Source organism: Streptomyces sp. TLI_55, from assembly GCF_900206255.1.
GTDB lineage: Bacteria > Actinomycetota > Actinomycetes > Streptomycetales > Streptomycetaceae > Streptomyces > Streptomyces aquilus.
On record NZ_OAOJ01000003.1, the window covers coordinates 42569 to 66127 of the forward strand.

Genomic DNA, 23559 nt, shown 5'->3' on the forward strand with positions numbered 1-23559 from the left:
TCCGAGCCTCGACCCGGACGACCGTGTCGGTCACCTCAACCGACTCCACCACCACGCCCTCGGCTGAGGAGAACAGGAGCTCATCCAGCTGCGGCAGCACTTCGTTCATGGCGAAGGACTGTCGACCACACCACCTTCCAGCCTGGCGATTTTCGGGCGAACCCAACCGACATCACACGAAGATCAACAGTCACCCTGCGTACGCGACCACACGAAGTGGACCAGAGCCCGCTCACACCTCCATAGCCAAACGAGGTCAGGACATCTGGGGAAGAGTGCTTACCGACGTGCGCGTTCCGCCGCTTTGCATGTCGTGGCGGCTGGCACCTCGAGGTCGTGCCCGGTTCAGGGAATCAGCAGGAGTTTGCCGGTGGTGGCACGGGACTCGATGTCGCGATGGGCTTGGGCTGCGGCGTCGAGTGGGTAGCGAAGGCCGATTCCAGGGTCGAGGTTCTTGTTCCGCACCAGGTCGAAGAGGTCGGCGCTGTGACGCAGGAGTGCCTCGCGGGTGGGGATGTGGTCCCGGAAGACCGGATAGGAGATCTTGATGCTGCCCGGCAGCTCCCGCAGGTTGACGACCGGGGCCGCGCCCAGGACGGCCCCGTAGTACAGCAGCAGTCCGTGGCGGCGGAGCACGCTCATGGACGCGCGGAAGGTGGTTTCGCCGCCGCCGTCGAAGACGACATGGACGCCCTCGCCGCCGGTCAGGTTCAGCACCGGCTCCACGAACGCGGCGCCGGTGGACAGCACTATGTGGTCGGCGCCAGCATGGCGGGCGGTGTCGGCCTTCTGTGCGCCGGACACGATGCCGATGACGGTGCCGCCGCGGGCCTTGATGAGCTGGGTCAGTTTCTGCCCGAGCCCGCCGGCCGCCGCGTGCACCACGGCGGTCTGGCCGGGCTGGATGTCGGCGGCCTCGGTGACGAAGTGGTGAGCGGTGATGCCCTGCATCATCAGGCTCGCGGCCGCGTCGTCGGGGATGTCGTCGGGCACTGGCACGGCGTCGGCCGCGGGCAGCACGATCTGCTCGGCGTAGGAACCGTAGGCGTACACCCAGGCGACCCGGTCGCCGACGGCGAACTCGTTCACGTCCGGGCCCAGCGCGCTGACGCGGCCGGCGCCCTCCACGCCGGGCACGAAGGGGAGTTCACCGGTGGCCGCGCCGAGTCGGCGGGCGCCGGTGTCCATGAAGTTCACCCCGGCCGCGGTGATGTCCACGCGGATCTCGCCCGGTCCTGGTTCGGGGGTGGGGAGGTGGGAGAAGTGCAGCTGCTCGGGTCCGCCGAGTTCTTCCACAACGATGGCGCGCATGTCGGGCACCCTTCCTTCGTTCGGATGCCGTCCACTGTCCCTCGCATAAAATGGACCAGCAAGTCCAATCCTGGAGCCTCGGGAGGCACCTGTGACCATCGGCGCAGACGGAGCGGAGCGATTGACCCGCAAGGGCAGGGAGACCCGGCGGCGCATCGTCGAGGGCGCGGCCGAGGAGATCCGCGAGCGGGGTGCCGCCGGTGCGACCCTCGACGACATCCGCGCCCGAACCGCGACCAGCAAGAGCCAGATCTTCCACTACTTCCCCGGCGGGAAGGAGGAGCTGCTCCTCGCGGTGGCCGCCCGCGAGGCGGACCGCGTCCTGGAGGACCAGGAGCCCCACCTCTCCGACTTGCGCACATGGTCGGCCTGGCGGGACTGGCGCGATGCCGTGCTGCGGCGTTATGAGCAGCAGGGTGTCAACTGCCCGCTGGGGGTGCTGATCACCGAGCTGGGCCGCACCACTCCAGCCGCGCAACAGCTGACCGGCCAGTTGATCAGTACCTGGCAGGCGGCCCTGCGCGAGGGCGTCCAGGCCATGCAGGAGGCCGGCGAGATCGACCGCCGTCTGGATGCCGACCGGACGGCGGCCGCACTCGTCGCCGCGGTACAGGGCGGGTGACCATCCTGATGGCTACCGGCGGCATCGCCCACCTCGAAGCGGCTCTGGACACGACGCTGTCCCTGTTGCGGGCCGGTGGTCAGGATCGGCAGTGACCCGACGCGTGAGAGGTCTCTCATACCTATACGCACTTTTTTGTCAGTACTTCCAGTGACAAGTCACGCCGCCGTACGGTGCGGTCATGACGTACAACGCAACCCGGCAGAACGCCGGACACTCTCTTGAGCAGCGCCTTCAGTACCTGGAGGACCGCATCGAGATCCAGGACCTGATGGTGCGCTACGGCCTCGGTCAGGACCTGCACGAAGACGGCGACAACGACGTCCTGGAGCAGTGGGACTCGGTGTTCGCACCCGAGGCCCGCGTCGACTACTCGGTGGCCGGCGGCGCGCAGCTGAAGGACATCCCCTACAGGGACCTCGTCGAGGTGATGCGCGCACCCGACGGATCGATGAGCGGGCTGCTCAAGTGGCAGCACTTCCAAGGGTTTTCCACTGTCGATATCGATGGTGACCGCGCGGTTGCCCGTACCCAGCACCTGCACACACACAAGGGCGACACCGGCGGACAGGGCTGGAATCTCATCCAGACGGGCTTCTTCGTCGACCGGCTGGAGCGGCGTGCGGAGGGGTGGCGCATCGCCCACCGCACCTTGGAGATCATCTGGATGGACACCTTCGCCACGGTGTGACGGGGCGCGTCAGGCCGCCTCCTCAGCCTCGGGGGCGGCGCTGCACGACCGTTCCGCCCAGTCATGCAGGGCGTAGAGCGCCGTTGCCAACTCCACGCCGGCCGGGGTCAGTTCGTACTCCACATGGGGCGGCACCTCGTCGTAGACGATGCGGCGCACGACGCCGTCGCTCTCCAGCGCGCGCAGCTGCTGGACGAGCATCTTCTGCGTCACCTCCGGGATGGCCCGCTCGAGGTCGGAGAAGCGGCGCGGCTGGCGGATCAGCAGGTGATGGATGATCAGCAGTTTCCATCGGCCGCGCAGGATCCCCAGGGTGTGCTCGACACGGCTGATGGAGCACGCCGAGGCCGGTGAGGTGGTGGGGCGAGAGTCAGGGGTCATGGCGCTGGGGAACCGTTCCCGGTAGGGGCTTCCTGTGAGGAGTGGACAGTCGTCAGAGCGGCCACCAGCCGCCGGTTGGCCTCGTGGGGTGTCATCCCCCAGTCCCACTCGGTCTTGTGCAGGCGCAGGGAGACGACACCGTGCCAGGCCGACCACAGCAGGAGCGCCGCGGCGAAGGGGACCTGCGGGTCGACGCGGCGGGCGAGTTCCACGATGCGCTGCTGCAGGCGGGGCCCGTGTTCGGCGCGGGTGGCCGGGAGCTCGTCGTCGCTCTCGAACAGCAGCTGGTAGGCGCCGGGGTGGTCCAGGGCCCAGGCGATGTACGCGTCGCCCGCGACGATGAGCCGGTCGGCGCCGTCGGGCGCACCGTCCAGTGCCGCTTCGACCGCGCTGATCAAGGAGGTGTACTCGGCGTCGAGCACGGCCGAGCGCAGGTCGGCCTCCGAGGGGAAGTGCCAGTAGACCGCGGACGGGGCGACGTGGCAGGCCCGCGCGATCGAGCGCAGGGACGGCACGGCGACGGGTTGCGGCTGCGCCAGCATCTCCACCGCGGCGGCGACGAGCTCGCCGCGCAGGTCGCGTCGGTCTGTGGCGGTGGCTGCTTTTCGGGATCTGCTCACCACTCCATTGAACACCTGTTCATTGTAGGCTTCAATGAACAGGTGTTCAGGAAGGTGGTACGGCAATGCTCACGCTGATGACGGTGATCCGGAAACGGCCTGGGGTCTCCACGGAGGACTTCCGCCGCTTCATGGAGCACGAATACGGACCGACCTACGCGGCACTGCCCCAGGTGAGGGAGTACGTGCAGTACTACCTCACCGACCTGGTGAGCGACGGCGTGGAGGAGCCCATCGACGCCATCGTGCGGATCAGCTTCGACTCGCAGTCGGCGATGCGCGAGGCGCTCGCGACACCGGAGTACCAGCGGGCTCACAAGCTGCGCGGGGCGTATATGCGGGAAGCGTCCACCGGTATCCATTCGGCGGTCCTGGACCGGCAGGTGCAGCTGGTCTAGCCGGGACGTGTCCCGGTCACGCGGCGCCGGTGATCAGGTCCTGCGACAGGTCCCACAGGCGCCGCGCGCCCGCCGGGTCGAGCGCGTAGCGGGCCACGCCGTGCAGGGTGCCGGAGCGCCGGTCGACGATCTCGGTCTCGCTGCAGTCGACGAAGTAGCGTCCGCCGACGCCTTCGAGCAGCGGCGAGGTGGCCAGAAACGCTGACGTGGCGGCGCCCTGTTCGACGGTCTTGATCAGCTCGGCGGGGACGCGGCCGCTGCCCCGGCCGCCGGTGTGCCGCTGCAGGTTCGTGTAGATGGCGCCCGGCATCAGGGCGTTGGCGGTGATGTTGTCGTCGGCCCAGCGTCGGGTCGCCTCCACCGCGAACAGGACGTTGGCCGTCTTGGACTGTCCGTAGGCGAGCCACGGGTCGTAGGGGCGGAAGGCGAAGTTGACGTCGTCCCACACGACCGGTGACTGCTGGTGGCCAGTGGAACTCACCACCACAATGCGGGCGTTGCCGTCGGCGGCCAGCGCGCCGTGCAGTCCGCCTGCGAGGGCGAAGTGGCCGAGGTGGTTGGTGGCGAACTGCCATTCCCAGCCCTGCTCGGTGTACTGCTCGGGGCAGGCCATGACGCCCGCGTTGTTCACCAGGACGTGCAGCGGGCCCTGCCAGGCGGTGGTGAAGGCCGTGATGGACGCGGGGTCGGTCAGGTCGAGGCGCACGGCCCGCACGTCCTCATTGCCGGTCGATCCGGTGATGCCCTTGGCGACGCGTTCACCCGCCGCCACGTCCCGCACGGCGAGGGTGACGGCCGCGCCGGTGGCCGCCAGGGCGCGGGCCGTCTCCGCCCCGATGCCGGAGGAGGCGCCGGTGACGACCGCGCGGCGGCCGGAGAGATCGATACCTGACACGACCTCGCCGGCGGTGCTGGCGAAACCGAACGGGGTACTGAGGGCACTCATGAGGGGGCTCCTTGCTGAAAAGGCTGGATGGTGAAGCGGCCAGGGGCGCTGCGGGCGGGCAGAAGCCGGCGCGGTCAGGGCACGAGCATCGCGTCCTGCTCGGCCGGAGGCGTGCCGTCGCTCCAGGGCAGGACCTTGCCGAAGCGCACCAGTTCGCCGTAGAGCTCCGGGTCGACGTGCTCGGCGAAGACCAGATCGAGGACGGCCTCGGCGGCCCTGGCGGGCGACTGGGCCTGGCTGTAGTCGCTGAACCAGGGGCGCGAGGTCGCCGTGTCGACCATGCCGGGGCAGACAGCGGCGACGAGCGTGCCGTCTGCCAGGTCCCGGGCACGGCGTTCGGTGGCGACGGCTCGCACGGCGGCGACCTGGGCCACCTTCGAGGGCACGTTCAGCCACAGCGGCCAGCCGGCCTCCTGCGCGGTCTTGTGATGGATGGCGCTGCGCCACGACTCCACGGCGTACTCGACCTGGTCCAGGCTCGCGCCGTCGAACAAGTGGTGCAGACGGCCGTCGAGGTGGCCCAGCGTCCCCAGGCTGCTGGCCACGACGAGCAGGCGCCCACCGGGACGCAATACCGGGCCGAAGGAGCGCAGCATCGCGTGCGTGGCGGTGTTGGAGACATCGATGAACTCATCGGCCCGCTCGGACTGCGACTCCTCGGGGAGCAAGCGGGCGACCGCGTTGGAGATGACGACGTCCACCCCTCCGTGGCGGGCCCACAGGTCCTCGGCGAGACGGGCGATGGCGTCGGTGTCCGTCACATCCAGGACCCGCCCCTCGACCCGGGCACGGGTGGCGGGCAGCTGGGCGACGTCCCGGGCGGCGTCCGCCACACGCTGCTGACTGCGACCGGTGAGCAGGACCAGGTCCTGCGGATCCATGCGGGCCGCAAGACCCTCTGCGAAGGCCCGGCCGAGCCCCTGGTTGGCGCCCGTGACGAGGGCGATGCGTGAAGTGGTCATGCCTCCACGCTAGGAACCCGTCATCCATGAGTCCAACGAAAGTTTGGAACAGCTAGCATGCGTAAACATCATGGACTTCACCGATGTGTCACTGACTGCATTGCGCGTGCTGCGGGCCGTGGCCGAACAGGGAACCTTCACCGCGGCGGCGGCGTCGCTCGGCTACACCCAGTCCGCGGTCTCCCGGCAGATCGCCGCGATCGAGCGCGCGGCAGGCGCGGAGCTGCTGGAGCGGCGGCGCGACGGGGCCCGGCTCACGCCCGCCGGTCGCGTCGTCATGCGCCGCGCGACGGTCGTGCTCGACGAGATCGCCGCGACCGCCAGGGAACTGTCGGGCCTGCCGGAGCAGACCGGGACGGTCCGGCTGGGGTGGGTGCCCAGCGCCGGTGCCGTGCTGGTACCCCGAGCCCTTGCCGCACTGCGTGAAAGCGATCCAGGGCTGGAGGTCGTCGGCCGCGAGGGCGGCACTCCGGCCCTGGTCCGCGCGCTGCGGGCAGGCAGCCTGGACCTGGCCCTGCTCGCCTCGGCACCACCGTTCCGCGCGCCGGACACCGAGTCGCCCCCACTGGCACTGCAGACACTCACCGAACGCCCGCTGCGTCTCGCGGTGCCCGTCACGCACCCCCTCGCCCGCGGCACCTACGTAGACGTGACCGATCTGCGGGGACAGCGCTGGATCGCCGGGTCCTCATCAGGAGAGGACCGCCTGATGGGCGTGTGGCCGGGCCTGGACGAACGCCCCGAGATCGCCCACACCGCCCGCGACTGGCTGGCCAAACTCCACCTCGTCGCCGCAGGGTGCGGACTGACCACCCTCCCCGCCTCACTCGTCTCCGCCGTACCGCCCGGCGTGCGGGTCCTCCCCGTCCGCGGCGGCCCGCAAGAACAGCGGCGCCTACTCCTGGCCCGCCTGCCTGACCCGCCAACGTCGGCCGTGACACGGACGGTCGCCATCCTTCGCGCGACGGCACTCGAGGCTCACACTCCCCATCCCACTGCTGGTTAGTGCCGTGCTGCGCCGACCCGACCCGCACCACTCAGGACGTCTCGATCAGCTCCAACAGATTGCCCTCCGGGTCGGCGACGTACGCGTAGCGCATGCCTTCACTGGCGCCGGGGCCGGGTTGGGAGACCGCGGCAGCCCCGCAGTCCTGCGTCAGGCGGGCGAACGCGTCGTCGAGATCCGGGACTTGAAGTGCCAGGTGAGTGAAGGTCTGCACGGCGGTGGCGGCAAAAGCATCGTTGTACGAGACGGGGCGCGAGCCGGACCGTTCGACGAACTCCACCCGCAGGCCCGCCGCATCACTCAGAACGACGGTACGGACTCCCGCTTCAGGCAGCTCCAGGCGCTCTTCCACCTGCGTGAGCCCGAACGCGTCGGCGTACCAGGCTTCCTGCGCGGCAAGGTCCGCGACCGAGAGGCTCACGTGGTGAATGCGGGCAACGGACATGACGACTCCCATGGTTAATGCCATTTACCTGGTAAGCGATGTTAACCTACCGGGCATGGCCCTCCAGTTACCCGACGTCCCGTCGGCCACCATCACGGCGACCTGCGCAACTCCCTCCTGCGGGCATCCTTGGAGCTTGTCGGCGAGCGAGGTCCGCACGGCTTTACCCTGGCCGAGGCGAGCCGCCGGGCCGGAGTGAGTGTCGCGGCGCCGTACAAGCACTTCGCCGACCGGGACGCGCTGCTGGCTGAACTCGCCACACAGGGCTACCGCGAACAACGCCATCGCTTCGCCGCGGCCGTGAAGGGCATCGAGGACCCCGTCGAACAACTGGCATCCTTCGCGGCGTCATATGTCAGATTCGCCGCCGAGGAACCCGCTCTGTTCGATGCGACCTTCAATGCCGGCCTCGACAAGTCCAGGTTCGCCGAACTGGCCGCGGCAGGCGACGAGGTGGCCCGCCTCCTGCTGCCGGTGGCCCGACAGCTCCTCTCAGACCCGGACGCCGCGTTCGACCTGCTGCTCAGGATCGCCGCTGCCGCTCACGGCCTGGCAGTTTTCCTGCGGCAGGGCCTGTTCGGTGTGGGAAACGCCGCCCTCTCGGCGACCGAGGAGAAGGCCGCCCGCACGGCGCGGGCAATCGCGAGACAGGGCGCCAGCTCGTGATCGCCTAACAGGCCATCTCATTTGGCGTGTTCGCTAGGTTGCTGCGGTGGGGATCGCTGAGCGACTGGTGCCGGACGAGCTGTGGGAGTTGTTCCAGCGGGTGGTGCCGGAGGCGCCGACCCGACCGCAGGGCGGAGGCCGACGTCGGCATGGTGACCAGGAGGTGCTGGCTGCGATCGTGTTCGTTGCCACGTCAGGCTGCACCTGGCAGCAGCTGCCCTCCGCCTCGTTCGGGCCGTCGGGAGCGACAGCTCACCGGCGCTTCACGGAGTGGTCGAAAGCCAGGGTGTGGGCGAAGCTCCACCGCTTGGTCCTCGACGAGCTTGGCTCTCGCGGCGAGCTGGACTGGTCCCGCTGCGCAATCGACTCCGTGAACATGCGAGCCCTGAAAAGGGGGACCTGACAGGCCCGAATCCTGTGGACCGAGGCAAGTACGGCTCGAAGATCCACTTGATCACTGAGCGGACCGGTCTGCCCCTGTCTGTCGGCATCTCCGGCGCGAACACACATGACAGCCAGGCCCTCATCTCGCTGGTACAGGGAATACCGCCGATCAGGTCCCTCCGCGGCCGACGGCGACGCCGACCCGGCAAGCTCCATGGCGACAAGGGCTACGACTACAACCACTTGCGACGATGGTTACGCAGCCGCGGGATCACGCCTCGGATCGCACGCAAGGGCACTGACTCCAGCCAGCGGCTGGGCCGGCACCGCTGAACCGTCGAACGCACCATGGCCTGGCTCGCCGGATGCCGTCGTCTGCACCGGCGCTACGAACGCAAGGCGAGCCACTTCCTGGCCTTCACCAGCATTGCCTGCACCCTCATCTGCTACCGACGACTCGCCCGAGCAGACGACTTCTAGGATGCGTCGGCGTAGGCGAGATGGACGCCGCAGACGGTGCAGCGGAAGAGCATGGCGGTCGCACCGTCGCCCAGGCGGGTCAGGAAGTGCTCAAGCTGGTTCTCGTCGTGCCAGCCGTCGAGGCGCATGTCGGCCCGCAACTGCTCGAGGGCTTCGGGATGCGCCGCCAGCTCGGTGTATCCGACTTCGCCCACGAAGGCGGCCGCGTCCTGGCAGTGGACGAGCCAGTGCGGGTCCTGCCAGGCGTGGAAGCCAGGGGTGCGGTGGGTGACCTCGTGCAAGACGCTTTCACTGACACGGTCGAGCCCGTAAGAGTCGGTGAATTCACCCGCGAAGCGTTCAGCAGCGCTCCCGTCTGCGATGCACCACGGGCAGAACCGTCCGCTGACGTCCTGGGCGGTGTAAAAGGTGGCCGTGTAGATCCATCCCCTGTTGCGCTTGCAGCAGGCGCACGTCTCGGCGGCCGCGCGGATGGATCCACTTGCGAGGGGGTCTGGGTGATAGCGAAAGAAGGGCAGGCTGCCACTCATCGCCGGTTCCCGATCTGCGCCCTGGTGGCCATGCCTACTGATCCCATGGAGAGCAGTCTGTCCGCGAGCAGGTCCCTGATCAAGCGCGGCGAAGGATTCCTCATGGCCCAGCCAATTGAGACGGGTTGTTAGTACTCCAGCGATAGATCGTGATCATGGTACGGAGGCTGCGCGTCGGTAGTCTGTTTTACGTGGCTGAGACCTGGGACGAAGCGCAGCTGATCGCGGACGGCTTTGAGCGTGTGTACGTCGAGTTGGAGTGGTACGACGGTCCCCGCTTCGGGCTCGCTGACGTAGAGGGCAAGCCTCACTACTTTCAGAACGACGACTACGGCCACGCCGACGAAGCCAACGAGTACCGTGTTTGGCCCGCTAACGAGGCCGCGGTGAAACTGGAGCGCGAGCAATGGGCGATCTACGCCCGGTGGAACCAGCGTTATGAGGCCGGGACGGTGACCACTCAGAGCCATCCGGGTCACGGGGGAATCGATGCCCGCTACGACGAACTCACACTGCTACTGGCCCCGCACCGCCAGGCACCAGACGGCGCGCATCGGCTTGTGGGCGAACTGCGGTTCGACGCGGGTGATCGCTACCGGGTCGATGGACTGGACTACTGGTTCCGGTGGCGTCCAAGCAGCTGAGGACGCCGCGAGATAGCCGGTGAGCAGGTCGCGGTTCGACGGCGAGGAAATCAAGCTCGGGTCGTTCCTGGACAACACCCGACGCCGGGCGTCCAAACTCAGCCCCGAACGACGCGAAGCCCTCGATGAGCTCGGCATGCGCTGGTGAACGGGGGCGGGCACCGGCACGGTCAGGCTTCCTCGCCGTCCTGCAGCCCCTTCAACCACTCCAACGCATCAACAGACGTCAGCGTGTCCCGGTGTCCCTCACCCAGCACCCGACGCCGCGCCTCCAGCGTCTCCTGGGCTAACACCATCGCCTCCTCCACTCGACCCACCTCCGCCAGATCGGCGGCCAGGTTCGACGCAGTGAGCCGCGTGTCAGGATGCTCCACCCCCAACACCCGACGCCGCACCTCCAACGTCTCCTGCCCCAACACCACCGCCTCCTCCACCCGACCCACCTCCGCCAGATCGGCGGCCAGGTTCGACGCCGCGGTCAGCGTGGCCGGATGCTCCACCCTCAGCACCCGGCGCTGCACCTCCAGCGTCTTCTCGTCCAGGGCGAGGGCTTCCTCATGCCGTCCCCGCGCCCTCAGCCCAACGGCAAGGTTGTGGGCGCTGGCCAGGGTGTCGGGGTGATCGTCACCGTAAAGGCGTCGGAGGCGGGCGAGGGTGTCCTCGTCCAGGGCGCGGGCGCGTTCGTGGTCCTGGGTGTCGTTGTAGGCGCGGGCCAGATCGTTGGCGGCTTTCAGGGTGTCGTCGTGGTCGGGGCCCAACTGCTGCAGACAGACGTCGTACAGCCGTTGCAGCCGCTCCCGGGCCGGAAGGGGCTGCCCGCGGTCCATCAGATACCAGCACGCATGAAGCACCACGTCCCGGCCCCGGCTGGTGGTCAGGCAGGCGGGGTCGACGGCCAGGGCGTGCGGGATCGGCACCTCCCAGGCCGACCACCACCGCGGCTCCCCCGGGGTGCCGGGGTAGGCAGCGGTCAGGAGGGCTTCGGCATGGCGCACCGCGTCCTCGCGCTGGGGCGCGGTGAGCTGGTCGGCCACGACCGCCTGGGTCAGGCGGTGCAGTTGCACGGTGCCGTTTTGGGTGCGGGCCAGGCTGTGCCGGGCGATCGCCTCCACCACGCCACCAGCGCCCAACCGCGATGGCAGCGCTTCTTTCAGCAGCGGCGAGATCTGCTCGGGCAGTCGGCCGGCGCAGGAGGTCAGGGGGAAGGGTTCGGGAGCCAGCAGCGCCAGCGCCGCAGGACCGCGGCCGCGGCCGGCTGGTCGGTGTCCAGGCGGGTGGTGGTGAGGCGGACCTGCGCGGCCAGCGACACCGGGTAGTCATCCGACATCCCTCCGCCAGCACCTCCCGCATGCTGCGGGCCAGCTCGGCCTCCAGGTCCGCCGCCGACAGACCCCGCGTGAGCAGAGCTGCCGCCTGGACAAGAGCCAACGGCAGATCGTCCAGGAGGTGGGCGAGGCGGTCGGCTTCCGTATCGGACACCACCGCACCCTGTGCGCGCAGCAGGGCGACCGATTCGGTGCGGGTGAGGGTGTCGACGGGGACGGCGCGGGTGCGCCAGTTCGGGTTGCGGGAAGTGATCAGCACATGCCCCGGCCCGCCCGGCAGGAACCGGGCCAGGGCGGCGGGGTCTTCGGCGTTGTCGAACACCAGCAGCCAGCGCGACATCGCCCCAACTCGCCCAGCAGCAGCTCCACCGCATCGGCCGGCGAGGCACCTGGGGGCACGAGATTCATGCGGGCGGCAAGCGCAGCCAGCTGGTCAGGGATCAGAGCGGCATCCTCCGCGGCGATCCACCAGGCGTACTCGCCCGCGAATCGGTAGGCGTACTCCAACGCGAGCTGCGTCTTGCCCACACCGCCCCGGCCGTTAAGAGCCTGGACGGCTACGCGTTGGCCGGAGGCGAGCGCCTCACGCAGGTGGATCAGGAGGCTGTCGCGGCCGGTGAACGCCGCGTTGCGGGCGGGCAGGTTGCGCACCCGTGGCAGGGAGCCTGGCAGGCGGGGGCCGGTCCCGCCGATCCGGGACAGCATCCCCGTCGGCCGCGGCGCCGCCCCGTTCGGGCGGGACGGGCCGTTCACCGCCCGCAACAGTGCTTCGCGGGCAGCATGGTCGTCCAGACCCAACAAGTCCGGGGCGATCAGCGGACGCAGCACCGGCGGCGGGGTGGCCTTGGCGATACGCACCGGGGTGATCTTCTCCCGCATCGCCAGCATCGCCTCCCACTCCATTGTGGTGAAGCGCTCGGGATCGAAGTAGGCCGGCGAGTACAAGGCCAGCATCCGGCCCCGCTCCAACGCGGCGTTCATCTTCGCGATGAAGCTGTCGCCCGCGCCCGAGTCCCAGCAGTCCAGCTCCACCTCAAGGCCGGCGTCCAGGAGCTGCCAGGCGATCCACTCCGCCCACGCCCGATCCGCACCCGCATGACTGATAAACCACACCCGGTCCGACGCGCTGTCAGACGCCCCCGCACCCATCCCAGTCCCCCGACACCCCGCCACTGTGCTGAACAGCCCAGCGTAGAACGGTGAACACCAGGCCGGGAGACCTTCCATGACAGCGACTTCTACGGGTCGGCCACTACGCCGCCCGGCTTACCCCGAGCGCTTCACCACCGACCCCACCCAGCCCTGACGGAAGCGCTGCCTACTGTGCTCTGCCGCTGTTCAACGCGGTGAGCACGTGATCCAACTCATTTGGCATCACCGCAACAAGCACAACCCCCGCGGCAGAGGTGCATTCAACAATCCTGGACCCACCGTTGATCTTCATCGCCTCGCGCAAGGACGGCGCACGCACGCCGACGTGCCGCAACCCCTCCGAGAGTGACACTGACGCACCAGCCCTGGTCCGTGGCTCCCAGGCCACTGCGGCGGGGCCAATCACCAGCCGCCCCCTGAGCCATCGGCCTTCAAACGAAGGATGTCGAAGCAGGCAGGGAACCTTGACCGTATTTCCCTGGGCGGCACTGTCGGCCCGCTGCTTCACTCTGCGGCGAAACAACCAAGCCGTCAGCCCTCCCGCAGCCAGGACAACCACTAGTTCGATCACTGGGGCATTCAAGCAGCGCCGAACCTGAGTGCCCAGCCGTTTCAAAGATCCGTCATGCCAGGGGGTTGGGTGCCGATTCTCTGGAGTGGTCCTCGGCGCGGACCTGTCCCCCGACACCGCCTCCTGTGCTGAACAGTCCAGCGCAGGGCGCAGGCGTATGGCTGGACCGACTCTTCACGCTTCTTCGCTTTGACCGCACGGGGCTTAGGCATCACGGCCAGCGGCACCGGTCCGGTACGCAGCTCCGGTTGCGTAGACATGGATCCGGTGCCGCTGGCAGTGGCGGTCAGCCGCGCTTGAGCTGGGTGATCTTCTGCTGGGCGGCCACCACCGCCCGGGCGAGCTCGCCGCGGGCGCTCTCCTGCTTCATCGCCTTCACCAACTGCGTGCCGTGCTCCAGCAGGGAGACCTTCACCGCCGGACCAGGATCGGGCAGGGCGGTGGCGACGTAAGCGGTGGCGTAAGGCAGTGGCATGAAACGGAGTGCGGGAACAGACGCCGGTAGCCTCCGGGCAGACCTAGTGCTCTGTCTGCAAAGGTTCACCGGCTTGGTTGGCACGTCTAGCGTGCTCCCATGAACGATCACAGTGTTGCTCACGGTTTCACCTCGGTGGACATGCAGCCCCGGCCTGGCGAGTGGGTCCACGTCCTGGACCGGTTGAGTGCGGAGCCGTTCTATGCCGCTTACAAACAGCGATTGCAAGAGTTCCTGCATGTTGAGGCTGGCGGACTGTTCCTTGAGGTCGGAGCAGGTACCGGGGACGCCGCCCTGGCCCTGCGCTCGCGCTATGGGGCCGAGGTCGTCGCGGTCGACAGCTCCTTGACGATGATCGCGCAGGCGCGGGACCGAGGACTGCCACACTCCGCTGTCGCGGATGGGCACCGGCTGCCGTTCGTGGCAGGTCAGTTCGACGGCGCATGGGTTGACCGAGTCCTGCAGCACGTCGTCGAACCGGCCCAGGTGCTGGACGAGTTGCTGCGGGTGATCCGCCCCGGCGGCCGGGTCGCGTTGGCAGACCCGGACTACGACACCCAGGTACTCGACATCGACGACCAGGAGCTTGCCCGCCGGGTGCTGCGTTTCCGAGCCGACGTGGGGCTACGCAACGGCACGCTGGCCCACCAGCACGCCGGGCTGCTCGCTGCCCGCGGCCTCCACGACATCACGGTGGAAGCCCGGACTCTGGTCGTGCGCGATCCGTCGGCGGCCGACAATGTCATGGGCCTGCGCACATGGGCGCACACCGCCGCAGCCCTGGGCTACCTCGACCCCCTTGACGCGGATCGCTTCGTGGCGAAGTTCGACGACGCAGTGCGCGCAGGTCGCTTTACATACGCCGTCACGTTTTTCCTCACTGCGGGCATGCTGCCTTTGTCAGGCTGATGGCCAGCGGTGAGGGTGGCATGCCGCGCATCAGGCAACAGCGGTGAGGGGGCGTCCGCCCCAGCGGATGTTTTTCTCGCTGCGGATACGGGCGCGTTCCTTGCGTTCGGCGGCCAGGACATCGCGGTGGCGAGCGTTGGCGTTGCGCCAGCGCAGGTAGGCGTGCAGGACCCGGGTCTGCACGGTGTGGTTGGGGTGGTTGGGGTGTTTGGAGTTGGCGATGGTGAACTGCCGCAGCGGTCCGAAGTGGGCTTCGATGGGGTTGGCCCACGAGGCGTAGGTCGGGTGAAGCACAGCTCGACCTTGTGCTTCTTCGCCCAGCGGCGGATGTCGGCGCCTTTGTGGGCGGACAGGTTGTCCAGGATGACGTAGATGGGTGCGCCGTCGGGTCGGGCCGCGCGGATCGACTTCAGCGCGGCCAGCGTGTTCGCGGCGCCGTTCCTGCGGTGGTTGCCCCACAGGCGGTCGTCGCCGATCGAGTAGCAGCCGTGGAAGTAGCGCACCCCGTGCGTACGGTGGTAGGTGGCTGGAATCCGGTCGGGGCGCTTCCGGCGGCCCAGCCCGAGCCTGCGGTCGGCCGGATTCCGAGCGGTCCGAACTCGTCGAGGGCGAACACCCGGTCGGGGAAGCGGTCCAGGACCTCCTCGATCCGGTCCAGCTTCGCCTCGCGGTCCGGGTCGGGGGATTCCTTCCAGGTCTTGGTGCGTTGGAAGGTGACGCCGCGGCGGGCGAGCAGGCCGCGTATGGTCTCGCGACCGATGAGGATCACACGGTCGTGGACTTTTCGCAGGTAAGCGACGAGTTTGCGCAGTGACCAGCGGGTGAACGGCTGGCCGAGTTTGGCGGGGCGGGTGGTGGCCTTCGCGATGACGAAGTCCTCGTCGTCATCGCTGAGTTGGCGGGGACGGCCTCCCGCCCATCGAGGGTCCAGGCAGGCCAGGCCGATCTCGTTGAAGCAGTGGATCACGTCGCGGACGGTGTCCTCGTCGGCCTGCACCAGCTGGGCGATCACCGGCACCCGGTTCCCGCCGGCCGAGGCCAGCAGCATCATCGCTCGCCGGTACCGCACCGAACTTGGTGCTGCCCCGGCGTACAATCTGCTGCAGTCTCTGCCCCTCCTGGTCAGTCAGTCTGCGCACACGGACAGGCTCAGCCACCGCACCTCCAGCGGTCAGATCGGGCGTCATCCCCTATCCAACCGCCACGACCACCGACCCGGCGAACCTACTCGGTCACAGCACTAGCGAAGCCGTGGTGACGCGGTCACTTTCTGCGCGTGAAGCGCACGTCGAGGCCGCAGGCGACGTCGGGGTCATTGGTGGCGCACAGTGTCTTGCCGTCGTCCACCACGGCGAAATTCATCGTGCAGTTCCAGTCCCAGTACTTGCGTGCCAGACCGATGCCGACCTGAGAGCCGGACTTCGCGGCCTTCGACATGTGGCCTCCGTTGGTGTCGTCGACGAAGAATCCCCATCCACCGGCCGATTTCCCCCCGGGGCAGTCCTCCCCGGCGAGCTTCTTCGAATCGAGGCCCGACGCGGTGAACTTCCGGTCGGCGGAGAAGGTGATTTCTTCCCCGTCCGGCCCCTGCCAATGTCCGACGACCTGGTCCACCGAGACCTTCGCCGTCTCGTCGGTGGTACAAGCGGTGAGCAGCAGGAGAGGTGCCACAGCGGCGATCCAGCGGCCGGGACGCGGCGGGGGCTTGAGCACGCTTTCATCCTAGAGGCGAGAGGTGATGAGGGGGCCCGCACCCCAGTCCCAGCAGTCCAGCTCCACCTCAAGACCGGCATCCAACAGCTGCCAGGCGATCCATTCCGCCCACGCCTGATCCGCACCCGCATGACTGATGAACCACACCTGGTCAGACGTACCGTCAGGCGCGTTGCCAGATGCCTCAATCGTGGCCATCGTGTCCCCCCGAAACCACGCGTTCGTACCGGTGCAAGCGTAGAGGCCGAAGCCCATGCCCGCCCCTGGCATTCACCAGGCCGCAGGGCGCTCGCTGCTGCGGGTGCCACCCCACGGCACCGGATCCGGGACCAGCGTGGCTGGCCGTGGCGACGGATCCGGTGCCGCTGCGGGGAGGGTCTGAGGGCGGCTTCTGCCTCGTGACGTGTGGTCAGCCGCGCTTGAGCTGGGTGATCTTCTGTTGTGCGGCCACCACCGCCCGGGCGAGTTCACCGCGGGCGCTGTCCTGCTTCATCGCCTTCACCCAACTGCATGCGGTGCTCCAGGACGGGGATCTTCACCGCGGGACCGGGTCCGGGCTCGGGCAGCGCGGTGTCGACGTACTCCTCGATCCGTTCGAGGACCCGGGCCAGCTCGGCGGCGATCGCGGGCGTGTGGTCGGCGACGCCCCGGAGCATGGTGCCGATCTGGGTGATGTCCTCGAAGTCGCCTGCGCGGCAGGGCTTGTGGGCGAGGCGGCACTGGGCCGTGTAGAGGTCGGCGAGCCACTGGTCGGGCTTGTCGAGTTCGGCGTTCGTCTGGTCTGTGCGGCGGATGCTGCGCATCCATGCGAAGACCTGCTGGTGGTGCAGCAGGGTGTAAGTGCCGAGGACGCCGGCGGTGAGCGCGGAGACGGTCGACACCGCAAGGGTGCCGGCGCCCGTGCCGATCGCCAGCATGGTGGTGATCATCGTGGTAGGAGTCCGTTCCAGGTGAAGGGGACGCCGAACGGCGCAGGGGTGCACCGGGGGGCGTCCGGGTAAGGGTGGTGGGTCCGGGCGGGCCGATACCGGTAGGGCGGGCCTGCGCGGGAAAGGCGACGTCCGGGGGTGGTGTCAGGCCCCGACGAAGTGGCGCAGCGCGTCGACGTCGCGGACGACGAACTGCCGGTAGCGGGCTTCGATCACACCGTGGTGGCGCAGGGTGCGCAGCGCGTTCTCGCCTCCTCCACCCGACCCACAGCCGCCAACCGGACCGCCAGGTTGTGTGCCGTAGCCAGGGTGTTCGGATGCTCCACCCCCAACACCCGACGCTGCACCCCCAACGTCTCTTCACCCAGATCCACCGCCTCCTCCACTCGACCCACGTCCGCCAGGTCGGCGGCCAGTCCGGTCGCCGTGCGCAGCGTGTCCGGATGTTCCACCCCCAACACCCGACGCAGCGCCTCGAGAGTTCTCTCGTCCAGAGCGAGGGCTTCCTCGTGCGTCCCAGCGCCCACAACCGAATGGCAAGGTTGCCAGCGCTGATCAGGGTGGCGGGGTCGTCGCCGCCTTTGAGGCGTCGGCGGCGGGCGAGGGTGTCTTCGTCCAGGGCGCGGGCGCTTTCATGCTCCTGAGTGTCGCCGTAGGCGCGGGCCAGGGCATTGGCGACGTTCAGCGTGTCGTCATGGTCGGGGCCCAACTGCTGCAGACAGGTGTAGTACAGCTGTTGCAGGCGCTCGCGGGCCGGGCGTGCCTGCCCGCGCTCCATCAGATACCAGCACCCCGCACGCATCACCTCCCGACCCCGGCTGGTGGTCAGACGGGTGGGCTCGATGACCAAGGCGTGCGGGAGCAGCACCTGCCAGGCCGGCCAATGCTGCGGCCACCCCTGGTTGCCGGGGTGGGCGGCGGTCAGGAGGGCTTCGGCATCGCGCACCGCGTCCTCGTGCTGGGGCGGGGTGAGCTGGTCAGCCAGGACCGCCTGGGTCAGCTGGTGCAGCTGCACGCTGCCGTCCCGCACCCGGCCCAGACTATGCTGGCCGATCGCCCGCAGCACCGGGCCAGCCGCCAGACGCGATGCCAAGGCTTCGGCCAGCGGTGCGGAGGCCTGGTCGTCGGGGAGGTGGCCGGCGCAGACGGTGACAGGGAAAGGGTCGGGTGCCAGCAGCGACAGCGCCGACAGCAACAGCCGCGCGCCCGGATGCTCCGCTGCCAGGCAGTCGGCACTCAGGCGGATCTGCGCGGCCAGCGACACCGGATACCCGGCCGGCCGGCCCTCGGCCAGCACCGCCACGGTGTTCGCGGCCAGTTCGCTCCTCAGATCCGCAGCCGACAAGCCGCCGCTCAGCAGAGAGCCGGCCTGGGTGAGAGCGAGGGGCAGGTCGTCCAGAGCCTGGGCGAGAGCGTCGGCCTCGGCCTCGTCCAGGACACGGTGGTGCGTACCCAGCAGGGCGCAGGATTCGGTGCGGGAGAAGACATCCACGCCCAGCGAGGTCGCGAATACCTGCCAGTTGGGGTTGCGAGAGGTGATCACCACATGGCCGGTGCCACCGGGCAGGAAACCGGACAGGGCTTCGGGCTCTTCGGCGTTGTCGAAGACCAGCAGCCACCGCGACCGCGTTCGTAACTCCTCCAGAAGCAGCTGCACCGCCTCCGCCACCGGCATGCCGACCGGCGCGGCCCCGGTCCGGGCAGCGAGCGCGGCGAGCTGATCGGGGATCAGGGCCGCATCCTCCGCGGCGATCCACCAGGCCAGCTCGTACTCACCCCCGAACCGGTAGGCGTACTCGATCGCCAGCTGCGTCTTGCCCACCCCACCGCGCCCGTGCAAGGCCTGCACCGCCACCCGGCTGCCCACGGCCAAAGCCTGTCGCAACTCGATGAGGAGGCCGTCGCGGCCGGTGAAGGCGGCGTTGCGGGGCGGCAGATTCCACACCCGCGGCAGACTGCCCGGCAGACGCGGACCACTCGCGCCCACCTGCCGCAGCACCCCGCCGGAGCCGGGGAAGGGCGGCTCAGCTTGCGGCCGGGAAGGACCGTTGACCGCCGCCAGCAACACCCGACGCGCCTCGCCCTCCTCGATGCCGAACAGGGACGGAGCAATCAGCGGACGCAGGACAGGCGGCGGCATGGTGTCAGCGATACGCACCGGGGTGATCTTCTCCCGCATCGCCAGCATCGCCTCCCACTCCATCGTGGTGAAACGCTCGGGATCGAAATACGCCGGGGAGTACAAGGCCAACATCCGGCCCCGCTCCAACGCCGCGTTCATCTTCGCGATGAAACTCTCCCCCGCACCCCAGTCCCAGCAGTCCAAGTCGACCTCGAGGCCGGCCTCCAGGAGCTGCCAGGCAATCCACTCCGCCCACGCCCGATCCGCACCCGCATGACTGATGAACCACACTTCGTCCGACGCACCGTCAGACGCCCCCGTGCCAGCCATCCATGCCCCCGCACCTTGCCGCCGTACGCCACCAACCAGCCTATGAGCAGCGGGCCTTGACCGGCAGCGTGTTCACCACCATCCGTCCAAGGCACGGTAGGGTCCCGGTGGGTCCGCGTCGCACGCCGTCGGCGCGGGCCCACCGTGTCGGCCGGCCCGGCATCGGACCGCGCTCCCGCGGCACGTACGGCGTGACGTCAGCCGTCGAGCCCTCGTTGAACCGGATGGTCAACGAAGTGCACCGCAAGACCCCGGCCACCCGCCACGGTAAGGCCGGGGTCTCGTGCCACCACCTGCGGTCAGTGCGTGCGCACTGATGCTCCGTACGTGTCGGTCTGGCGCAGCACCGTTACTTCGTGGGCGGGTGCCGGCCAGGCCTGGATGAGGTACCACTCGGTGACCTCGTCGGGCGCCTGGTCGACGGCGGTGTCCCGACCGCGTGCGTGAATGCGCAGCCGGTAGCTGCCGGGCCCGTTGAACGACAGAGCGGGCAGTTCCTCGTCCAAGTCGTCCATGATGCCGCGGACCATGAGTTCACCGGACGCCGAGTCGGGCGAGATCTCGACGATCTCCTGCCAGCCGCCCCGGTCGGGTGCGGGCTCGGTGTGGTGGAGGGTGACCGTGACGTCGACGTCGCCGGTGTGGATGCCCGTCATCACGGTGATGGCACCGTCGGTGACGCGGACGAGGCCGTTGTGGCCGCGGTCCAGGCCGTCGCCGGCGGACCCGTCCTCGTCGCTGATGTCGAACTGATGGTGCTGAACAGGGACGAGGCCGTTCCCCGTCTCGACAGCGTCGCTCATACGGGAGTCCTCCGACCTGGCAGCTACTTGATCCACACCAGGAACTTGTCCTTTTCGATGATGCGGTTATACAGGTAGAAGCGGCTCAGAGCCCGGCCGCCGTCCTCGCTCTAGCGTCGCGTTGATCATGCGCTGGCTGAAGTCGGCATTGCCGGTCTCGGCGCCTTGCCAGGTCGACGCGAAGGGGTACTCCGACAAGCTCGCCCAAGACCAGCTGGCCGCGCCGCGGGGGCGCGCGAGGAGTTCCTGCGGGCCGCCGGGCTCACGTGCAACGAGCGGGAGCGGGAGCTGCTGCTGGGGCGAGCGGCCGCATGCGAAACGTGATGCCTTTCCCCCGAAACTCTGTTCCCATGCATCCCCGTGGCATCTACAGTTACTCCGCCCCTGTGCGGGGCCTGTGTTCGTGATCCATGGGGGGTCAACAACTTGAGACAGTTCACGCGCCGCCGTGCCGCGGCGCTCGCGACCGCGGCGGCGCTCGCCGCGGTGGGCACCCTGGCCAGCGCTCCGGGCGCCGCCGCCGACGCCGGGCCCTGGCCCGGCACCGAGGGCAAGATCCTCACCGACGGCCCGACGCTGGTCGATCCGGCCACCGGGACCGCCACCCAGGTGGGCACCCACATGGGAAACTACGCGGCCTGGGCTCCGGACGGCAGCCGGATCGTCTCCGAATGGGGCCAGCTCGCCAGCGAACGGCCCGACGGCAGCTCGCGGTTCAGCCTGCCCTGGGCGACGGGCGTGCGCTCCAGCGCCGAGCAGAAGGACATCGCCTTCTGGTGGGGCGGCCGCTACATCGTCTACTCCACCGGCGGCCAGCTCGTCTACGGCCCCTCCGACGGCGCGTGGGCCCCCAAGCCCCTGCTGTCGGCCACCCAGGAGCCGGCCTCTGTCTGCGACGAGGACCCGACGGTCAGCCCGAACGGCCTGATGGCCTTCTCCCGCCGCATCAACTACGGCTGCTACGACAACGACGGCGTCTGGGTCTACGACTCGTCCGCGAACACGGTCAAGCGCGTCATCGCCGACGCCGCACAGCCGGCGTTCTCCCCGGACGGCACCAAAATCGCCTTCGTGCGGAACGTGAACGGCGGCCTCAGCCAGCTGTTCACCGCGAACGCCGACGGCACCGACATCAAGCAGATCACCACCGACGGCCGGGGCTACGCGAACCCGTCCTGGTCGCCGACCGGCACCCGGCTCATCGCCGACGTCCACACCTCCGGCGACAGCTCCGACGTGCACACCACGGAGTACGTCGACGTGGCCACCGGGACGCCGACCGCGATCCCCGGCACGCCGAAGGGCAGCAACCCCAGCTGGCAGCCGCTGCGCAAGAACTCCGCGGGCCGTGTCTGGGGCTCCGACGTCTACGCCAGCAACATCGCCTCCTCGCGCTGGACCTGGAACACCTACGGCGGCACCAAGGTCCCGGGCCTGATGGACGCCAAGGCCGCCGTGCTGATCAACCGCGACGACTCGGCGTACTCGCTCACCGCGCCCGCCCTCGCCGGCAAGAAGCACGGCCCGGTCCTCGGCACCACCAAGAGCGGCCTGACGACCGCGGTGAAGAACGAGCTCAAGCGCACCCTGAAGCCGGGCTCGAACGTCTACCTCATCGGTGGCACGTCCATCCTGACCAGCACGGTCTCCTCGCAGGTCAGCTCGCTCGGCTTCACCCCGAAGCGGCTGTCCGGCACCGACCGCTACGCCACCTCGGTCGCCGTCGCCAAGTCGGTGACGAGCAGCCCGAAGTACGTCTTCCTGGCCACCGGCACCGACTACCACTCGGCGCTCGCGGCCGCCGCGGCGGCCGGGGCCGACGGCACGAGCAGCGCGGGCAGCGTCGTGCTCAACAACGGCAACTCGCTGACCTCGTCGGTGAAGTCGTACCTGAACAGCCTGAACCCGAACAACACCATGATCATCACGGTGGGTTCCTCGGCGAAGTACGCCCTGACGCACACGTACTTCTCCAACTGGCCGTCGACGTTCTCGTACTACCCGATCACGGCGCCGACGAACGAGGCCACCTCGGTCGCCATCGCCAAGTTCTGGTGGTCCGCGCCCAGCACCGCCGCACTCGCCTACACCAGTTCCTGGCGCGGCGGCGTCTCCGCGGGTGCGGCCATGAACGTCTTCGGGCCCGTCCTGTGGACCGCCAAGGACAGCCTCTCCAGCGAGGTCAAGAGCTACCTGCTGCGCGAGTCGGCGAGCACGAACTCCGTGATCGCGTTCGGCGGCACCGGTTCGGTCGCCAAGGCCGCCCTGGACACCGCGGGCGCCGCGATCAGCGCGAGCGCGAGCCAGTTCGTGTACCACCCGTACTACAACGGCGTCATCCCGGCGACGTCCCTGCAGAGCACCTACGCGGCCCGGACCAACGGCGGTCAGCAGGACACCGTGGCCCGCACGGGCCCGACCGGCTCAGACCCACACCTGGAATCCCTCAGGACGGTCCGGCACCAGTAGTCCGTCAGGTGGCGGGGGCACCGATCAGCTGGTCGGCGCCCCCGCCACCCGGGTCAGGAACACCGTCGCCGCTATCACACACCCCCTTGACCACGACCTGAGGAACGCGAGACTCACGGTCAGGCTCATGGGTCGGCCCGCGTCGCCGAAGTCACCGTGGATGTCGCCACAGACAGCGTGGGCCGCTGGCGCCACCCAGCGCCTGTCGCCAAGAGGCCCTACTGGCGCAGGAATACCGCAGCCCTGGAATACGTGCCTGGTACCAGCTATCCGCACCGACATCGCGCCGGGCGACGTGCCACTGTTCGGGACAGCGTGACGCCAGCCGTCGGTCACTCCTTGGCTGCCTTCTGCGCCAGCAGAGGAACACCGCGGTCACCTTCGGAGCCACACCGCAGTTCTCCTGCCGATCACCAGGCCGTTCCCGATGGCCGGGACCAGGCCGCGTAGTTGGCGGTTGTGCTGGGTTTGATGCCGAGCGCTGCTGGCTGGCCAAGCGGCTGCAGACGTCGACACCTCGAACAGCGGGGCCAACCCGTCTTCCCAACCGCCCCCGCCGCTCGCACACCCTCATCGCCGCAGGCGGCGGCAGCAGGACTGACCAGCGCGGCCGCACTGGCTGGTGTTAGCCTCATTCAACCGTGCTTGGGGGGACGGCCGGGGGGCCGGAAAGAT

The 23559-nt window shown here is 68.9% G+C and carries 24 protein-coding genes and 4 pseudogenes; 10 read left to right on the forward strand and 18 right to left on the reverse strand.

Going from position 1 to position 23559, the window contains the following annotated elements; translation table 11 throughout:
- Nucleotides 1-345: 345 nt before the first annotated feature.
- Nucleotides 346-1311 (reverse strand): quinone oxidoreductase family protein, encoded by a 966-nt coding sequence (locus tag CRP56_RS45110; protein ID WP_097275868.1) that lies wholly within the window; start codon nt 1309-1311, stop codon nt 346-348.
- A gap of 91 nt (nt 1312-1402) precedes the next feature.
- On the opposite strand from CRP56_RS45110, the pseudogene CRP56_RS45115 reads away from it, so the two are divergent.
- Nucleotides 1403-2028, forward strand: a pseudogene (locus CRP56_RS45115) (TetR/AcrR family transcriptional regulator).
- 86 nt (nt 2029-2114) lie between these two features.
- Nucleotides 2115-2624 (forward strand): nuclear transport factor 2 family protein, encoded by a 510-nt coding sequence (locus CRP56_RS45120; RefSeq protein ID WP_097275870.1) that lies wholly within the window; start codon nt 2115-2117, stop codon nt 2622-2624.
- Between the two features lie 9 nt (nt 2625-2633).
- On the opposite strand, the gene CRP56_RS45125 is transcribed toward CRP56_RS45120, so the two are convergent.
- Both CRP56_RS45125 and CRP56_RS45130 read right to left on the reverse strand, forming a co-directional pair.
- Nucleotides 2634-3005, reverse strand: a complete 372-nt coding sequence (locus CRP56_RS45125) for a winged helix-turn-helix transcriptional regulator (protein ID WP_097275872.1) — start codon at nt 3003-3005, stop codon at nt 2634-2636.
- Complete coding sequence (locus CRP56_RS45130; RefSeq protein ID WP_143665027.1) at nt 3002-3625, reverse strand: TetR/AcrR family transcriptional regulator; 624 nt, start codon at nt 3623-3625, stop codon at nt 3002-3004. Before CRP56_RS45130 ends, CRP56_RS45125 begins: the two co-directional genes overlap by 4 nt.
- A 65-nt stretch (nt 3626-3690) precedes the next feature.
- Between CRP56_RS45130 and CRP56_RS45135 the strand changes: the two genes are divergently transcribed.
- The gene (locus CRP56_RS45135) at nt 3691-4023 is read left to right on the forward strand and encodes an EthD domain-containing protein (protein WP_097275876.1); all 333 of its coding nucleotides are present in this window, start codon (nt 3691-3693) and stop codon (nt 4021-4023) included.
- A 16-nt stretch (nt 4024-4039) separates the two neighbouring features.
- Here the strand turns inward: CRP56_RS45135 and CRP56_RS45140 are convergent, their stop codons facing one another.
- Both CRP56_RS45140 and CRP56_RS45145 read right to left on the reverse strand, forming a co-directional pair.
- Nucleotides 4040-4969, reverse strand: coding sequence for an SDR family NAD(P)-dependent oxidoreductase (locus tag CRP56_RS45140; RefSeq protein ID WP_097275878.1), 930 nt, complete (start codon nt 4967-4969; stop codon nt 4040-4042).
- Nucleotides 4970-5043: 74 nt separating this feature from the next.
- On the reverse strand, nt 5044-5931 hold the full coding sequence (locus CRP56_RS45145; RefSeq protein WP_097275880.1) for an SDR family NAD(P)-dependent oxidoreductase: 888 nt from the start codon (nt 5929-5931) through the stop codon (nt 5044-5046).
- Between the two features lie 70 nt (nt 5932-6001).
- On the opposite strand from CRP56_RS45145, the gene CRP56_RS45150 reads away from it, so the two are divergent.
- Entirely contained in the window at nt 6002-6937 is a 936-nt protein-coding gene (locus CRP56_RS45150) for a LysR family transcriptional regulator (protein WP_097275882.1), read from the forward strand.
- A 31-nt stretch (nt 6938-6968) separates the two neighbouring features.
- Here CRP56_RS45150 and CRP56_RS45155 read toward each other — a convergent pair whose 3' ends face one another.
- Complete coding sequence (locus CRP56_RS45155) at nt 6969-7382, reverse strand: VOC family protein (RefSeq protein ID WP_257042373.1); 414 nt, start codon at nt 7380-7382, stop codon at nt 6969-6971.
- A 117-nt stretch (nt 7383-7499) separates the two neighbouring features.
- On the opposite strand from CRP56_RS45155, the gene CRP56_RS45160 reads away from it, so the two are divergent.
- Together CRP56_RS45160 and CRP56_RS45165 are read left to right on the forward strand one after the other, a co-directional pair.
- Nucleotides 7500-8048 carry a TetR/AcrR family transcriptional regulator gene (locus CRP56_RS45160; RefSeq protein WP_306459484.1) on the forward strand — a complete coding sequence of 183 codons (549 nt, stop codon included), beginning with the start codon at nt 7500-7502 and terminating at the stop codon, nt 8046-8048.
- Between the two features lie 52 nt (nt 8049-8100).
- A pseudogene (locus CRP56_RS45165) lies at nt 8101-8912 on the forward strand (IS5 family transposase).
- Here the strand turns inward: CRP56_RS45165 and CRP56_RS45170 are convergent.
- Nucleotides 8909-9442: a CbrC family protein gene (locus CRP56_RS45170; protein ID WP_097275888.1), complete on the reverse strand. Its 534-nt coding sequence runs from the start codon at nt 9440-9442 to the stop codon at nt 8909-8911. The pseudogene CRP56_RS45165 and the gene CRP56_RS45170 sit on opposite strands and share 4 nt — an antisense overlap.
- A gap of 191 nt (nt 9443-9633) precedes the next feature.
- Between CRP56_RS45170 and CRP56_RS45175 the strand changes: the two genes are divergently transcribed.
- Both CRP56_RS45175 and CRP56_RS45180 read left to right on the forward strand, forming a co-directional pair.
- The gene (locus tag CRP56_RS45175) at nt 9634-10086 is read left to right on the forward strand and encodes a hypothetical protein (protein ID WP_097276054.1); all 453 of its coding nucleotides are present in this window, start codon (nt 9634-9636) and stop codon (nt 10084-10086) included.
- A 19-nt stretch (nt 10087-10105) separates the two neighbouring features.
- On the forward strand, nt 10106-10234 hold the full coding sequence (locus CRP56_RS45180) for a helicase associated domain-containing protein (RefSeq protein ID WP_257042377.1): 129 nt from the start codon (nt 10106-10108) through the stop codon (nt 10232-10234).
- Between the two features lie 22 nt (nt 10235-10256).
- Here the strand turns inward: CRP56_RS45180 and CRP56_RS49190 are convergent, their stop codons facing one another.
- The 4 genes from CRP56_RS49190 to CRP56_RS45200 form a co-directional block, all read right to left on the reverse strand.
- Nucleotides 10257-11201 carry a tetratricopeptide repeat protein gene (locus CRP56_RS49190; protein ID WP_097275890.1) on the reverse strand — a complete coding sequence of 315 codons (945 nt, stop codon included), beginning with the start codon at nt 11199-11201 and terminating at the stop codon, nt 10257-10259.
- An 80-nt stretch (nt 11202-11281) separates the two neighbouring features.
- Nucleotides 11282-11413 (reverse strand): hypothetical protein, encoded by a 132-nt coding sequence (locus CRP56_RS48915; RefSeq protein WP_257042379.1) that lies wholly within the window; start codon nt 11411-11413, stop codon nt 11282-11284.
- 250 nt (nt 11414-11663) lie between these two features.
- The gene (locus CRP56_RS45190) at nt 11664-12560 is read right to left on the reverse strand and encodes a toll/interleukin-1 receptor domain-containing protein (protein ID WP_179851410.1); all 897 of its coding nucleotides are present in this window, start codon (nt 12558-12560) and stop codon (nt 11664-11666) included.
- Nucleotides 12561-13420: 860 nt separating this feature from the next.
- Nucleotides 13421-13609 carry a hypothetical protein gene (locus tag CRP56_RS45200; RefSeq protein ID WP_097275894.1) on the reverse strand — a complete coding sequence of 63 codons (189 nt, stop codon included), beginning with the start codon at nt 13607-13609 and terminating at the stop codon, nt 13421-13423.
- A 99-nt stretch (nt 13610-13708) separates the two neighbouring features.
- Here CRP56_RS45200 and CRP56_RS45205 point away from each other — a divergent pair, with 99 nt between their 5' ends.
- Nucleotides 13709-14518 carry a methyltransferase domain-containing protein gene (locus tag CRP56_RS45205; RefSeq protein WP_097275896.1) on the forward strand — a complete coding sequence of 270 codons (810 nt, stop codon included), beginning with the start codon at nt 13709-13711 and terminating at the stop codon, nt 14516-14518.
- A 30-nt stretch (nt 14519-14548) separates the two neighbouring features.
- Here the strand turns inward: CRP56_RS45205 and CRP56_RS45210 are convergent.
- The 7 genes and pseudogenes from CRP56_RS45210 to CRP56_RS48930 all read right to left on the reverse strand — a co-directional run bounded on the left by CRP56_RS45210 (nt 14549) and on the right by CRP56_RS48930 (nt 20415).
- Nucleotides 14549-15675 (reverse strand): annotated as a pseudogene (locus CRP56_RS45210) (IS630 family transposase).
- Nucleotides 15676-15781: 106 nt separating this feature from the next.
- Nucleotides 15782-16231 carry a hypothetical protein gene (locus CRP56_RS45215; protein WP_097275898.1) on the reverse strand — a complete coding sequence of 150 codons (450 nt, stop codon included), beginning with the start codon at nt 16229-16231 and terminating at the stop codon, nt 15782-15784.
- A 9-nt stretch (nt 16232-16240) separates the two neighbouring features.
- Nucleotides 16241-16501, reverse strand: coding sequence for a toll/interleukin-1 receptor domain-containing protein (locus tag CRP56_RS49430; protein ID WP_097275900.1), 261 nt, complete (start codon nt 16499-16501; stop codon nt 16241-16243).
- Nucleotides 16502-16698: 197 nt separating this feature from the next.
- The gene (locus tag CRP56_RS45225; RefSeq protein WP_097275902.1) at nt 16699-17160 is read right to left on the reverse strand and encodes a hypothetical protein; all 462 of its coding nucleotides are present in this window, start codon (nt 17158-17160) and stop codon (nt 16699-16701) included.
- A gap of 212 nt (nt 17161-17372) precedes the next feature.
- Nucleotides 17373-17687 carry a tetratricopeptide repeat protein gene (locus tag CRP56_RS45230; protein ID WP_097275904.1) on the reverse strand — a complete coding sequence of 105 codons (315 nt, stop codon included), beginning with the start codon at nt 17685-17687 and terminating at the stop codon, nt 17373-17375.
- A gap of 332 nt (nt 17688-18019) precedes the next feature.
- Nucleotides 18020-19612 (reverse strand): annotated as a pseudogene (gene fxsT / locus CRP56_RS49435) (FxSxx-COOH system tetratricopeptide repeat protein); the annotation flags it as partial.
- A 299-nt stretch (nt 19613-19911) separates the two neighbouring features.
- Entirely contained in the window at nt 19912-20415 is a 504-nt protein-coding gene (locus tag CRP56_RS48930; RefSeq protein WP_257042381.1) for a hypothetical protein, read from the reverse strand.
- A gap of 426 nt (nt 20416-20841) precedes the next feature.
- Between CRP56_RS48930 and CRP56_RS45250 the strand changes: the two genes are divergently transcribed.
- Complete coding sequence (locus tag CRP56_RS45250) at nt 20842-22884, forward strand: cell wall-binding repeat-containing protein (RefSeq protein WP_097275908.1); 2043 nt, start codon at nt 20842-20844, stop codon at nt 22882-22884.
- Nucleotides 22885-23559: the final 675 nt, after the last annotated feature.